General features: G+C 71.6%; 14 protein-coding genes. 7 read left to right on the top strand and 7 right to left on the bottom strand.

Annotation, left to right across the window (positions count from 1 at the left end; all coding sequences use genetic code 11):
• Positions 1 to 134: 134 nt before the first annotated feature.
• Positions 135 to 1,097 carry an NADP-dependent oxidoreductase gene (locus tag ACWG52_RS01585; RefSeq protein ID WP_389802531.1) on the bottom strand — a complete coding sequence of 321 codons (963 nt, stop codon included), beginning with the start codon at positions 1,095 to 1,097 and terminating at the stop codon, positions 135 to 137.
• A gap of 149 nt (positions 1,098 to 1,246) precedes the next feature.
• Between ACWG52_RS01585 and ACWG52_RS01580 the strand changes: the two genes are divergently transcribed.
• Both ACWG52_RS01580 and ACWG52_RS01575 read left to right on the top strand, forming a co-directional pair.
• Complete coding sequence (locus ACWG52_RS01580; RefSeq protein WP_389802534.1) at positions 1,247 to 2,275, top strand: GlxA family transcriptional regulator; 1,029 nt, start codon at positions 1,247 to 1,249, stop codon at positions 2,273 to 2,275.
• A gap of 32 nt (positions 2,276 to 2,307) precedes the next feature.
• Positions 2,308 to 2,550, top strand: coding sequence for a DUF6158 family protein (locus tag ACWG52_RS01575; protein WP_266360291.1), 243 nt, complete (start codon positions 2,308 to 2,310; stop codon positions 2,548 to 2,550).
• A 265-nt stretch (positions 2,551 to 2,815) separates the two neighbouring features.
• On the opposite strand, the gene ACWG52_RS01570 is transcribed toward ACWG52_RS01575, so the two are convergent.
• The 4 genes from ACWG52_RS01570 to rpmG form a co-directional block, all read right to left on the bottom strand.
• On the bottom strand, positions 2,816 to 3,529 hold the full coding sequence (locus ACWG52_RS01570; protein ID WP_453127556.1) for an alpha/beta fold hydrolase: 714 nt from the start codon (positions 3,527 to 3,529) through the stop codon (positions 2,816 to 2,818).
• 73 nt (positions 3,530 to 3,602) lie between these two features.
• On the bottom strand, positions 3,603 to 4,745 hold the full coding sequence (locus ACWG52_RS01565) for a CobW family GTP-binding protein (RefSeq protein ID WP_390138958.1): 1,143 nt from the start codon (positions 4,743 to 4,745) through the stop codon (positions 3,603 to 3,605).
• Positions 4,742 to 4,990: a type B 50S ribosomal protein L31 gene (locus ACWG52_RS01560; RefSeq protein ID WP_033216582.1), complete on the bottom strand. Its 249-nt coding sequence runs from the start codon at positions 4,988 to 4,990 to the stop codon at positions 4,742 to 4,744. The genes ACWG52_RS01565 and ACWG52_RS01560 overlap by 4 nt, the downstream gene beginning before the upstream one ends.
• Before the next feature lie 49 nt (positions 4,991 to 5,039).
• A complete protein-coding gene (rpmG, locus tag ACWG52_RS01555) occupies positions 5,040 to 5,204 on the bottom strand; it encodes a 50S ribosomal protein L33 (RefSeq protein ID WP_319728064.1) in 165 nt (54 codons plus the stop codon).
• A gap of 109 nt (positions 5,205 to 5,313) precedes the next feature.
• Between rpmG and ACWG52_RS01550 the strand changes: the two genes are divergently transcribed.
• Both ACWG52_RS01550 and ACWG52_RS01545 read left to right on the top strand, forming a co-directional pair.
• Positions 5,314 to 5,895 carry a TetR/AcrR family transcriptional regulator gene (locus ACWG52_RS01550; protein WP_033216584.1) on the top strand — a complete coding sequence of 194 codons (582 nt, stop codon included), beginning with the start codon at positions 5,314 to 5,316 and terminating at the stop codon, positions 5,893 to 5,895.
• Between the two features lie 47 nt (positions 5,896 to 5,942).
• Positions 5,943 to 7,466 (top strand): MFS transporter, encoded by a 1,524-nt coding sequence (locus ACWG52_RS01545; RefSeq protein ID WP_453127553.1) that lies wholly within the window; start codon positions 5,943 to 5,945, stop codon positions 7,464 to 7,466.
• Here the strand turns inward: ACWG52_RS01545 and ACWG52_RS01540 are convergent.
• Entirely contained in the window at positions 7,429 to 8,808 is a 1,380-nt protein-coding gene (locus ACWG52_RS01540) for a tetratricopeptide repeat protein (RefSeq protein WP_453127552.1), read from the bottom strand. The genes ACWG52_RS01545 and ACWG52_RS01540 overlap by 38 nt on opposite strands.
• Positions 8,809 to 8,946: 138 nt before the next feature.
• Here ACWG52_RS01540 and ACWG52_RS01535 point away from each other — a divergent pair, with 138 nt between their 5' ends.
• Entirely contained in the window at positions 8,947 to 10,314 is a 1,368-nt protein-coding gene (locus ACWG52_RS01535) for a M64 family metallopeptidase (RefSeq protein WP_389802551.1), read from the top strand.
• A 227-nt stretch (positions 10,315 to 10,541) separates the two neighbouring features.
• Here ACWG52_RS01535 and ACWG52_RS01530 read toward each other — a convergent pair whose 3' ends face one another.
• Positions 10,542 to 10,820 (bottom strand): hypothetical protein, encoded by a 279-nt coding sequence (locus ACWG52_RS01530; protein WP_453127550.1) that lies wholly within the window; start codon positions 10,818 to 10,820, stop codon positions 10,542 to 10,544.
• 79 nt (positions 10,821 to 10,899) lie between these two features.
• Between ACWG52_RS01530 and ACWG52_RS01525 the strand changes: the two genes are divergently transcribed.
• Positions 10,900 to 11,046 (top strand): hypothetical protein, encoded by a 147-nt coding sequence (locus ACWG52_RS01525; RefSeq protein ID WP_389802556.1) that lies wholly within the window; start codon positions 10,900 to 10,902, stop codon positions 11,044 to 11,046.
• Between the two features lie 79 nt (positions 11,047 to 11,125).
• Positions 11,126 to 12,184, top strand: a complete 1,059-nt coding sequence (locus tag ACWG52_RS01520; protein ID WP_390165952.1) for a vWA domain-containing protein — start codon at positions 11,126 to 11,128, stop codon at positions 12,182 to 12,184.
• Positions 12,185 to 12,191 lie beyond the last annotated feature (7 nt).

Raw genomic sequence — 12,191 nt, 5'->3', positions numbered from 1 at the left:
GGGCGAGTAGACACTGTCTACTCGCCCTGGTGGGCCGCGGACGCCGGCGGACGGTCATGCCCGACGAGATGTCAGGTCGCGTCCGACGATGTGTCAGGCCGCGCCCCACGACCGGTCGGGCCATCCGTGCGGTGTCAGACCACGGACAGGACGATCTTTCCCCGGGTCCGCCCGCCCTCGCCGAGCGCGTGAGCCCTGGCCGCCTCCGCCAGGGGGACCACCGCGGCCACCTCGACCCGCAATCGGCCGGTGTCGACCAGGGAGGCCACCGCGCGCAGCGCGGCCTGGTCGGGCTCGACGAGCATGAACACCGCCCGTACCCCGGCCGCGCGCGCCTGCTCGGAGGGGAAGGTCTCGTCCAGGGGCACGATCGAGATCAGCGTTCCGCCCGGCCGCAGGGTGCGCAGGGAACGGGACCAGTAGGCGGGCCCGACGGCGTCGAGGACGACGTCGACACCGCTGACGACCTCCGCGAAGTCCTGGCGGGTGTGGTCGACGAGTTCGTCGGCGCCGAGCGCGCGCAGGAAGTCGTGCCCCGCCTCCCGGGCGGTCCCGATCACGTACGCGCCCCGGGACTTGGCGATCTGCACGGCGAGGTGGCCGACTCCACCCGCCGCCGCGTGGATCAGGACGCGGGTGCCCGGACCGACGCCGGCCGTGTCGACCAGCGCCTGCCAGGCGGTGAGGGCCGCCAACGGGAGCGCCGCGGCGTGGATGTGGTCGAGCCGTTCGGGTCGGTGGGCGAAATGCCGGGCCGGGGCCGTGACGTAGTCGGCGTAGGCGCCGGCCGGATGCGGGAAGCGCGGCATGCCGAACACGGCGTCGCCGGGACGGAAGACGGTGACGCCGCGGCCGACCTCCTCGACGACTCCGGACACGTCGAAGCCCAGGGTGAAAGGGGGTGTGACACCCGTGGAGAACATGCCCCGCGACCGGATCTGCCGGTCCGCCGGGTTGACGCCCGCGGCGTGCACCCGGACGAGGATCTCGGTCGGGCCGGGGGCGGGCCGTTCGGTCTCGACGAGCCGGAGCACCTCCGGTCCGCCGGGGCGGTCCTGGGTGACGGCTCGCATCGTCGGACGGACTTGGTCGTTCATGGTGATCGCTCTCAGGATGAATGCACGAGGAATGCAGGGAGGGGGATATCGATGCGTTCGTACCCCTTCGCCGGGGCACGTTCCCAGGCTGCCGTGAGCGGGAGGGGCCGGACAGCGGCCCGATGGTCAACACCTGAAAGGATCGGGTCATGCACCGCATCGGAGTCCTCGCCCTGGACGGTGTGCTGCCGTTCGAACTGGGCATCGCGGCCCGGGTCTTCGGCGCGGCACACGACCAGGACGGCAACGCCCTCTATTCGGTGACCACATGCAGCCTGGACGGCCGCCCGGTGCGGACCGACGCCGACTACCGACTCGCCGTCGGCCACGACGCGTCCGTGCTGGCCGGCGTCGACACGGTGGTCATTCCTCCCTCCCGCGGCCTGGGGCCGATCCGGACCGAAGGTCTTCTCCCGGACGCCCTGCGCACCGCCCTCGCCGCCGTCCGTCCGGGGACACGGATGGTGGCGATCTGTACCGGGACCTACGTCCTGGCCGCCGCGGGTCTCCTCGACGGCCGCCCGGCCACCACCCACTGGCGTGAGGCCGATCGGCTGCGGCGGACGTTCACCCGGGTCCGCGTCGACCCCGACGTGCTGTTCGTCGACGACGGCGACGTCCTGACCTCGGCCGGGGTCGCCGCCGGCATCGACCTGTGCCTGCACATCGTCCGCCGCGACCACGGCAGCGAGATCGCGAACGACGTGGCCCGCGCCTGTGTCGTCCCGCCGTGGCGCGACGGCGGGCAGGCGCAGTACATCCGCCGCCCCGTTCCCGAGCCCACGGGCGGTGGCACCGCGCCCACCCGTGCCTGGGTCCTGGAGCGGCTGGGCGAACCGGTGACCCTGGCCGACATGGCCGCGCACGCGAAGGTCAGCGTCCGCACCTTCACCCGCCGCTTCCGTGACGAGGTCGGAGACAGCCCCGGACGGTGGCTCGTACAGCAGCGGATCGAGCGGGCCCGACATCTGCTGGAGACCACGGACTGGCCGGTCGACACGGTGGCCGCCCGCGCGGGCCTGGGCACCGGTGCCTCGCTGCGCCAGCACCTGCGCACGGCCGTCGGCGTCTCGCCCCACGCCTACCGCCGCACCTTCCGCGCGGCCCGTCCGGCCCCGGAGGCCCCCTCCCGTGGTGCGGGGCATGATGGAGTGGCCGGGGAGGTAAGCCCAGTGTGATCCCGTGGCCCGGTGGAGGAGGTGCACGTGCCATGACGGAGCACGACGGCGGTCCGTCGGCGCAGAAACTGGAGGAAGGCCGGCTGCTCAAGGAGCTGGAGGCCATCCACCGCACGCGCCACGAGACCCTGTTGCACGGGTCGGACGACGCTCTGGTCACCCATACGAAGCGGATGAACGAGCTGGAGCACGAGTACGTACGCCGACACCCGCAGCGGGCCCAGACCGCGGGCCGCACCCGCTCAGGAGCCCGCGCCCGCAGCACCGGCGACTAGGCCGTCTCTTCCGGATCTTGCCTGACCCTCGCCGCCCGGCACCGCACCTCGCCGCGTTGTCGAGGCACCCGAGGACGTCCAGTAATCGGGAGCCTCTCCGCCTTGCGATGTACGGCACCGGACGACGCGGGCTCGACCGGCAAGATCCGAAAGAGACGACCTAGGCCTGCATCCGAACGCGACTCGCCGCAGTGCGAACGGCGAACGGCTGTGACCAGCACACATCGAGCGCGTCCCACACCGGCCCGCCGGCATGGAGGTGTTCTCACTCCACGGCGGCATCGAGGAGAATCCGCGCCAGCTCGCGCGGCTGGGAGAACATCGGCCAATGGCCGGTGTCCATCGTGACCAGCCGCCAGCGCTCGCTGTTCAGCAGCTCGGCCACCTCTTCGTCGGGCCCGGCGTCGTCAGGCTCGGCCCCCGGCATCACGCACAGGACGTATGTCGCCGGAAGTTCACCGAGCGGCCCCGACAGCACAGCGGGCTCGGTCAGCGTGGCACCCGGGTGAGGCGTCGAGCCACGTACGAGGCGTGCGATCTGCTCATCGGTGAGCCCCTCGCCATCGTAATGAGCGGCCGGAGCGAGCGGCCAGAACCCTCCGCTCCCGGCGATCGATGCCTCCACCGCCGCCCCGCCGTCCGGCCAGGCGGAGACGAACGACTCGCCGTCGGTCGGAACACTCGAGTCGACGAACACCACGCGGGCCAGTCGGTCACCGATCCGCTTCGCGGCCTGACCCACCGGGATGCCCGCGTAGCTGTGGCCCACCAGGACCACGTCACGCAGACCCTGGCGTTCCACCTCGGCAACGATGTCCTGGACGTGAGTCGCTTGCCCCGCCGGTACACCCTGCTTGTCGGCAAGACCGGACAGCGTCAACGGATGGACGCCGTGGCCGGCCGCGCTCAGATACGGCACCACCTCGCCCCACGCCCACGCCCCGAGCCGTGCACCCGCAACCAGCACGTAATTCACCATGCCCGCACCGTAGCCGGGCAGCCTGACGATCTCCTGGGAAATACGCTCGGATGCAGCCCTGGGGCCCAGGGCGTCACGAGACGGGGTCGAGGAGGGCGCCGAAGGCGGTCGGCAGGCGCTTCCACGCTTCCGGCCCGGCGGCGAACTCGGCGTCGGTCAGCAGGCACGAGTCGAGGAGCCGCACCAGGCCGTCGCGGTCGAGGCCGGGTGAGGTGAAGGTCAGGTACTGGCAACGGTCGCCGTGCTCGGGACGCCAGCCCAGCGCGGCGGCCGCCCTGCGCGCGGCAGGCACCAACTCCCACGCGGCGTCCGGCAGCGAAGCCAGCCACGGGCCGCTGTTCTCCACGCACAGCGCACCGCCCGCGGCGTCCCAGGCCAGCAGGGTGTCGGGGCGGTCGGCGAGCCAGAAGCGGCCGCGGCTGCGGGCGGCCGCCGCGGCGAGGTCCTCCAGGGCGTCGTAGAGCCGTTCCGGGTGGAAGGGCCGGTGGCGGTGCCAGACGAGCGTGGCGACCCCGGCCTCGTCCGCGTCCTGCGGCAGCAGCGCGCACGCCGGATGCTGGGCGGCGGCGGCCGCCGCGGTGTCGAAACCGGCGAAGGCCACGCGCGCCAGTTCACCGGACCCGGTCGCCACCCGACGGGCCGTCGGGTGCAGCTGGGCCAGCAGGGCGCGGTTCTCGTCGTCCGCCTCCGGGCTGTCGACGAGCGCGAGGACGGGGGCGTACTCCAGTTGCCGGGCCCAGGTGTCCCCGACGGTCCGCCGGTCGGTGGGGGCCGCCGCGAGCCCCGCCTGCGCCAGGTCGTCCCCGTTGGCCAGGTACGGCAGGACGAGGGCGGGGTCGACGGCGGTGATCACATTGGTGAGGTCGAGGGCTTCACCGCCGTGGGTGGCCACGACCTCGGCCATGGCGCGGGGTTCGACGGAGTCCCACAGCTCGACGACGGCGAGCCGGGTCCGCCCGTCGGCGGCGAGCCGCCACAGCTCCGGGAGCAGGTCCGCCCGCAGCGCGCAGCACGCGCAGTCGTTCACGAGCGGGGCTTCGCCCCGGGACAGTTCACCTGAGGCGTCGCGCACCAGGCGCCGTACGGTCCCCTCGGTCGCCGTGGCCAGGTCGTGGTGGAGGGCGACGCTGCCCGGTACGGCGGCCAGCAGCTCGCGCACCGCGCCGCGGCGGGCGTCGCCGTGGAGCCCGCCGACGATGACGACGGGCAGGGTCACCGCGTGCTCCCGTAGCGGCGCTGGAAGCGCTCCACGCGGCCGGCGGTGTCCAGGACGCGGGCGGTGCCGGTGTAGAAGGGGTGGCTGCGCGAGGAGATCTCGACGTCGACGACGGGGTAGGTGCGGCCGTCCTCCCATTCGATCGTCCTGTCGCTCGTGGCGGTCGACCGGGTGAGGAAGGCGAAGTCGGCGGCCTTGTCGCGGAAGACGACGGGGCCGTAGGCGGGGTGGATTCCGGGCTTCACGGTGCGCTCCTTCGTAAGGGTGGGGGCGGGGTCAGGGGCCGGGGTGGGGTCAGCGCTCTTCACGGAAGTCGACGTGTCGACGGACGACCGGGTCGAACTTGCGCAGCACCATGCGGTCGGGGTCGTTGCGCCGGTTCTTGCGGGTGACGTAGGTGTAGCCGCTTCCCGCGGTGGAGCGGAGCTTGACGATCGGGCGTACTTCGTTGCGTGCCATGCAGGCAGTATACGGAAATGATTGCCATTTTCAATAGAGGCGCGTCTTTGAGTGCCCTTTGCTTCGAATGAGACAATCTTGTATCGTCCGAGGCGAAGGAGGCTCACTGATGGTGAACGAAGAAGAACTGCTGGACGGCGCCGCCCGCGTCCTCGCCGGCGATCACAGCGCCTCGATGGTGCAGATCGCCGCCGGCATCGGCACCAGCCGCGCCACGCTGAGCCGCCGCTACGCCACCCGCGAGGCCCTGCTCAAGGCGGTCGCCGTCCGGGCGATCGAGGTGGTCGACGGGTGCCTCGCCCCGCTCGACCTGACGCGGTGCGCCGACGCGGCCGCCTTCGACGCCGCCATCGAGGAACTGGTCGTCGCCCTGATGCCCGCCGCGCACCTCTACGGCTTCACCTCGCGCGACGCCACCGTCCTCGCGGACCCGGAGTTCCGGGCCGGCGTCGACCGGCAGGACCAGCAGGCCGTGGCCTTCCTCGCGCTCGGTCAGCGGCTGGGCCGACTGCGCGCGGACCTGCCGCCGTACTGGATCTGGTACTCGCTCTGGGGCCTGCTCGACGCCGCCGCCGAGGGCGTGCGCGACGGGCACTTCGCCCCGCGCCAGATCGGCCACCTGGTGCTGACCTCCTTCCTCAGCGGGACACGGCCGCTCGCCCAGCCCCCCGCCGGCGCTCCAGCGCCCTGAAACCTCCTCTCCACCGTGCGCAACGGCGCACCTCTGAACGGAACCTCATGCACACCCCCGCGCAGGCCCCCCATAGGTGGATCGTCCTGGCGATCCTCTCCGGCAGCCTCCTGCTCATCTCCATGGACACCACGATCCTCAACGTGGCCTTCCCCTCGCTCGTCGGCGACCTCCAGCCGGGCGCCGTACAGCAGCTGTGGATCATCGACGTCTACGCGCTCGCCCTGTCCGGACTGCTGGTCACCGCGGGTGCGCTCGGTGACCGCTGGGGCCGCAAGCGGCTGCTCATGGCGGGCTTCGGCATCTTCTCGCTCGCCTCGCTCATCGCCGTGTTCTCCACCGAGGCCTGGCACGTGATAGCGGCCCGCGCCCTGCTCGGCATCGGCGGCGCGGCCATCATGCCTTCCACCGTGTCCATCCTGCGCACCGTCTTCACCGACGCCAAGGAGCGGGCCTTCGCGCTCGCCGTCTGGGCGGCCGTCTTCGGCGGCGGCATGGCCTTCGGGCCGGTCGTCGGCGGACTCCTGGTCCAGGACTTCGGCTGGCACTCCGCCTTCCTCCTCAACCTGCCCGTCGCCGCCGTCATCGTCGCGGCCGGCCTGCGCTACCTGCCCGAATCGCGCTCACCGCGCGCCGCCGGAAGCTGGGACTGGTGGGGCGTCGGCCAGTCGATCGTCGGCATGCTCGCCCTCGCGGGCGGAATCAAGCAGCTCGGCAAGAGCGGCATCGCCGACCCGCTGCCCTGGGCCCTGCTCCTGATCGCCGCCGCCCTGCTGACCGTCTTCGTACGCCGCCAGCTGCGCCTGGACAACCCGCTGCTGCAGGTAAGGCTGTTCGCCAAGCCCGCCTTCAGTGTCGCGGCCACCGCGATCTTCCTGCCCATGGTGGGCATGGGCGCGATCCTGTTCCTCGTCACCCAGTGGTTCCAGTACGGCGAGGGCTACACCCCGCTGGAGGCCGGACTGCGCCTGCTGCCGGCTCCGCTGGCGCTGATCGTCGCCTCGATCACGGCGCCCTCGCTGATGCACCGCTTCGCCATCCGCCACGTGCTCGGCGTCGGACTGGTCGTCCTGGCCGTCGGCATGGCCCTGCCCTGGACCTTCCAGCAGTTCACCGACCTCGGCTACCCGGCCTTCGCCGCCGCCCTGACCGTGATGGGTCTGGGCGCCGGCCTCGCCACCACCGTGGCCTCCGTGACCCTGGTCTCCGCCGCCCCCGCCGCGGAGGTCTCCAGCGCCGCCGCCATCGAGGAGACCTGCTACGAACTCGGCTCGGCCATGGGCGTCGCCGTACTCGGCTCCACCGCGGCCGCGCTCTACCGGGGCAACCTGCCCGCCCTGGAGCTGGACGGCGCGAGCACCGCCGCCGTGCAGGGCTCCGTCGGCGAGGCCGCGCACACCGCCGAACGCATCGGCGGCGCCGTCGGCCAGGCCCTGCTCGACACCGCCTCGCACGCCTACACCCTGGCGATCACCCCGGCGTTCCTGCTGGCCGCCGTACTCGCGGTCGCCGCGGCGGCCACGACCTGGACCCTCATTCCGCGGGACCTGCAGCCCACCGAGAACCACTGACCCGGGCGGGCCGCACGGCGGGTGCGGCGGGCGCCGGGCCCAGGGTGGTGGTGCCGGGCGCCGCCCGGTGCCCCAGGCCCGTGCGGTACGCGTCCATGGCCGCCTCGACCCGGCCCGTACGCCGCAGCAGATCGCCCAACAGTCGGCACAGGTCAGCGAGATCGCCGGACGCCCCACTGCGTTCCAGCAGCGCCAGCGCCTGGACGTAGTGCTCCTCGGCGGCCTCCGACTCACCGCGTTCCTCGGCCATCAGGCCGAGGAGCCGGTGCGCGCCGCCCGCGTGCACCGCGCCGTGACTGTCCCCCAGCTCCAGCAGTGCCGAGAGGAGTCCGGCGGCCTCCTCGTAGCGGCCGAGCTGGCGCAGTACGTCGGCCAGCTCGACCTCCACCTGCGCCGTGTAGAGCCCGGCGCGACGAGCCGACAACATGTCCCGGGCGATCCGCAACTCCCGCTCCGCCGAGACCAGTTCGCCGTTCTGCGCCAGTACGTAGCCGCGCATCCAGTGGCAGTGGGCCAGATCGGTACGTAGCCGCAGCTGCCCGTAGATCTCCTGGGCCTTGGCCAGGGAGGCGTCGGCGTCGGCCACCCGGCCCCCGGCCAGGAAGGTCCGGGCCACCTGCCGGTGCATGCCCGCCACCAGGGCCGGGTCGCTGACCTGCGGAGCGAGCGCGAGCGCGAGCTCGGCGGCGCGGGCGGCCCGGGCGTGGGCGCCCATGTCGAGGTACGGCCCGATGATCGCGGCGTTCAGCAGCACCAGCGCCTCGGGATCCGCCAGCCCGCTCGCACCCAGCTCGTCGATGGTGGATTCGAGGAGGTAGCAGGCGTAGCGCAGCTCACCGGCGAGCAGGTGCGCGACGGCCCGGCCGCGGATCGGGCGGGCCCGGCGAGGCAGCGGCTCGTCGGCGAGGAGACGCTCCGCGGCCTCGAAGTGGCAGATCGCGTCCGGCAGTTCACCCGACTCCAGCGCGCACTCACCGAGCCCGAGCCGGGCCTCCGCCTGCTCGGGGACCAGCCCGTGCTCCTCGGCCTCGGTGAGCAGCCGCCGGTAGCGCGCGGCGGCCTCGTCGGCCGCGCCCGTGGCGAGCGTCTGCTGGGCGTCGGTGAGGGCGAGTCGCAGTTCGGTGGCCAGGTGGGCGGGGCGGCCGGTGGCGAGCTCCTCGTACGAGGTGCCCAGGCGGGCGGCAAGGAAACGCAGCGCGGTCTCCGAGGGCCGGACCTTGCCCGACTCCAGTGTGGAGATGTAGGCGGAGGTATAGGAGGGCTCTGCCAACTGCCTCTGAGTCAGGCCGAGTTCACCGCGCATGCGCTGCACCCTGCGGCCGATCCGGGCCGGTTCGTCCATGGATTCCCCCTGGTGGTTCGAACTCCCCAGTATTCAGGGGGAGCAGGCATTGCGCACGCCCCGCCCGCCCCCTAGTTTAAGCAACCAATTCACTGCACTTAACAAGATGCTTAACTTCCGTTCCCGGGGGAGTACTTCATGGATCCAGTCAGAGACTCGGGCCGGCGACCGGCCGTGCGTACGGCGGTGCGCGCGGCCGTCGCGATGGTCTGCGCGACCGCCGCGCTGGTGGCCGCCGGACCCGCCGACGCGGCCGACGCCCCGGCGAAGCAGCGGATCGAGGTCGAGATCCCCGGTCCGGAGCACGGCGGTGACGCCGGATCGGGTCACGTCCGGGTACCGGCCGCCGGCAGTCCCGCCAAGAGCACGAGCCGACTGTCCCCGGCGGAGCGGTCGGCCGACGGCCAGGTCACCAAGATGATCGACAACGGCTCCACGGCCGACCGCCTCGACGTCGTGGTCATCGGAGACGGGTACACCGCCGACGAACTGGCCCGGTTCCACACCGACGCCGAGCAGAAATGGGCCGAGGTGACCGCCGTCGAGCCCTACACCACGTACCGGAACCTCTTCAACGTCTGGACGGTCGACGCCGTCTCGCACGACTCGGGAGTCTCCGGCGACCCCGACCCGGCCACCGTCCGCGACACCGCCCTCGGCTCCTTCTTCTGGTGCGAGAACATCGAGCGGCTGCTCTGCATCGACCAGCCCAAGGTGGACGCGTACGTGGCGAAGGCCCCCGCCGCCGACCTCGTCATCGTCCTGGCCAACAGCGCCAAGTACGGCGGAGCCGGCTACAACGAGCCGAGCGCGACCCTCGGGTACGAGGGGATATCGACGGCCTCCGCAGGCCATCCGAAGTCCGGCCAGGTCGCCATCCACGAGACCGGCCACTCCCTCGGCAAGCTCGCCGACGAGTACTTCTACCCGGGCGTCCCGGAGTACGAGAAGTACACCGGCCCCGAGCCGGGCGAATCCAACAGCTCTGCCCTGCCGGCCGACCGCATGGCCGCGCAGCGCGCCAAGTGGTACCGCTGGCTCGGAGAGGAATCACCCGACGGCGGCACGGTCGGTGCGTACGAGGGCGGCAACTACTTCGTGACCGGGCTGTACCGGCCCACCGACAACTCCCTCATGCGGGTCCTGGGCAAGCCCTTCAACCTGCCCGGTGTCGAATCGATGATCGCCGGTTTCTACCAGCACGCCCGGATCGCCACCCCGCTCACCCCGACCGACCGCACCCTGCGGCTGCGCCACACGGCGAAGGTCTCCGTACCGAAGCTGGCCGGAGCGGACGGCCGGCAGCCCGTGCTCCGCTGGTACCTCGACGGCCGGGAGCTGAGGCGCTTCGAAGGCCGCACCGAGGTGTCGGTGGCGGAACTGTGGCTCTTCGACTTCCGCACGCACCGCCTGACGGTCACGGCCGAGGATCGCACCCCGTCGGTGCGTGACCCCAAGGTGAAGCGCACCCTGCGCTCCTCGGTCGACTGGAACGTCCGACTCTGAGAACGGCGTCCGGTCGGACGATTCCCGCCCGAAGGCGGGGGGAGCCTGCCACGATGGTGAACCCGCCGTTCCGCGCTGCGAGGAGGACGAGTTGACCGGTCCGCAGGCCAAAGGGCCGAAGCTGCCGCCGAGCTACCCGCCGAAGTCGCCTCCACCGCAGAAGAAGCCGGTGGAGGCGCCGCGACCGCGGCCGGTCACGAAGCCCCAGGTCGTGCCACCGGCCCCGCTCAGCGGCGCGACGCGTCCAGGGCTTCCCGCCCCTGGCGGTGACCGGCTTCGTCGCGCGACCACACGAGCGTCCGGCGCCCGGGGTCTTGGCGATCCCACGTGTCCTCATCCATGACGGCGACGCTGTCCGACAGCCGCCATCGCGAAGAACCCCAGGAGGCTTCGGGCACGTCCACCAGGCTGTCGAGGAGCGCGCCGGCGTTGGCGGTCGGACCGCCGTCCTGTGCGCGCTCGGAGCGCTGGGACAGGTCTTCCAGGATGTGCATCCTGAACTTCATTTCCGAAGGAAGGACTGCTGTCGGGCGATCACATGACCGGGCCGGGCCGGCCGGGCCTCGGCCGTGGCCAGCGGCAGTCGTGGAGCCAGTCGCCCGGGATCAGGTCACGTACGCGGTCGAGGGCTTCCGCCGTCCGGCCGCGGGCCAGAACGGCGATGCCGTCGTCGCGCAGAAGGGCGTCCTGGGCCAGGAACCACCGGATCGGGGCGTCCTCCAGAAGGGGTGATCACTCGTCAGGGGCGTTGTCAGTGGCTGCTCCTAATGTGGAGACATCACTCGGGGAGCTTCGGAGAAGGAGCAGAATCATGTCCGCCAACAGGATCCAGCACAAGGTGAACCACGTCGCGCTGGTCGTGGACTGTTCGGGTTCCATGCGTCAGCACCAGGGTCAACTGATCCGCGTCGTCGACGAGTTCGTGGCCGGACTGAAGGCGGAGTCGGACAGTCTCGGGCACGAGACCCGGATCAGCCTCTACTCCTTCGACCACAGAGTCGAGAATCTGGTCTGGGACATGGACGTGAAGCACCTGCCGTCCATGCGGGGTCTGTACAAGGTCAACAACGGCGCGACGGCGCTCATCGAAGCCTCACTGAAGTCGCTGGACGACCTGGGCCACATCTGGGAGGAGTACGGCGAGCACAGCTTCCTCCAGATCGTGGTGACGGACGGCGAGGAGAACGCCTCCGGCGGGGACCGGCGGCACGACGGGGACATGGCGATACTCGGGCCCTGGCTCGACAGGATCGCCGCGAAGATGGGTGCGCTCCCGGGGCACTGGACGTCCGCGATCCTCGTTCCGAATTCCCTGGCCAAGCGGACCGCCCAGAACTACGGTTTCCCCGCCGGCAACATCGCCATCTGGGACGCCGATTCCCAGGAAGGCGTCGAGGAGGCGATCGGTACCGTCCGCGCCGCCGCCACCAGCTTCCTGCGCGGCCGCGAGAAGGGGGTGCGCGGGACGAAGAACCTGTTCGCGGTCGGCCAGGACATCTCGGTCGACGACGTACGGGCGAACCTCGAACCGGTCCCGGCCGACAAGTACCGGCTCCTGAAGGTCGACGAGGAGGTCGGGATCCGGTCCTTCGTCGACTCGCATCCGGGTGTCGCCTACGAACGCGGCGCGTGCTACTACCAGTTGGGCACCCGGGTCCAGGTACAGGCCGACAAGGAGGTCATCGTGGTCGAGAAGGACACCGACCGCGCGTACACGGGCGACGCGGCACGCAGTCTCCTCTTCGGTACGGGCATCCAGGGGACCGTCTCCGTGAAGGCGGGGCACAATCCCAAGCTGGAGGTGTACGTGCAGAGCCGCTCGGTGAACCGGAAGCTCAAGCCCAGGACGCGTCTGCTCATCATGCTCTGAACCCGTC

The organism is Streptomyces sp. CLCI03, assembly GCF_053615355.1.
Note: the sequence above shows the minus strand (reverse complement) of the source record. Positions and strands in the feature narration are given on the sequence as shown.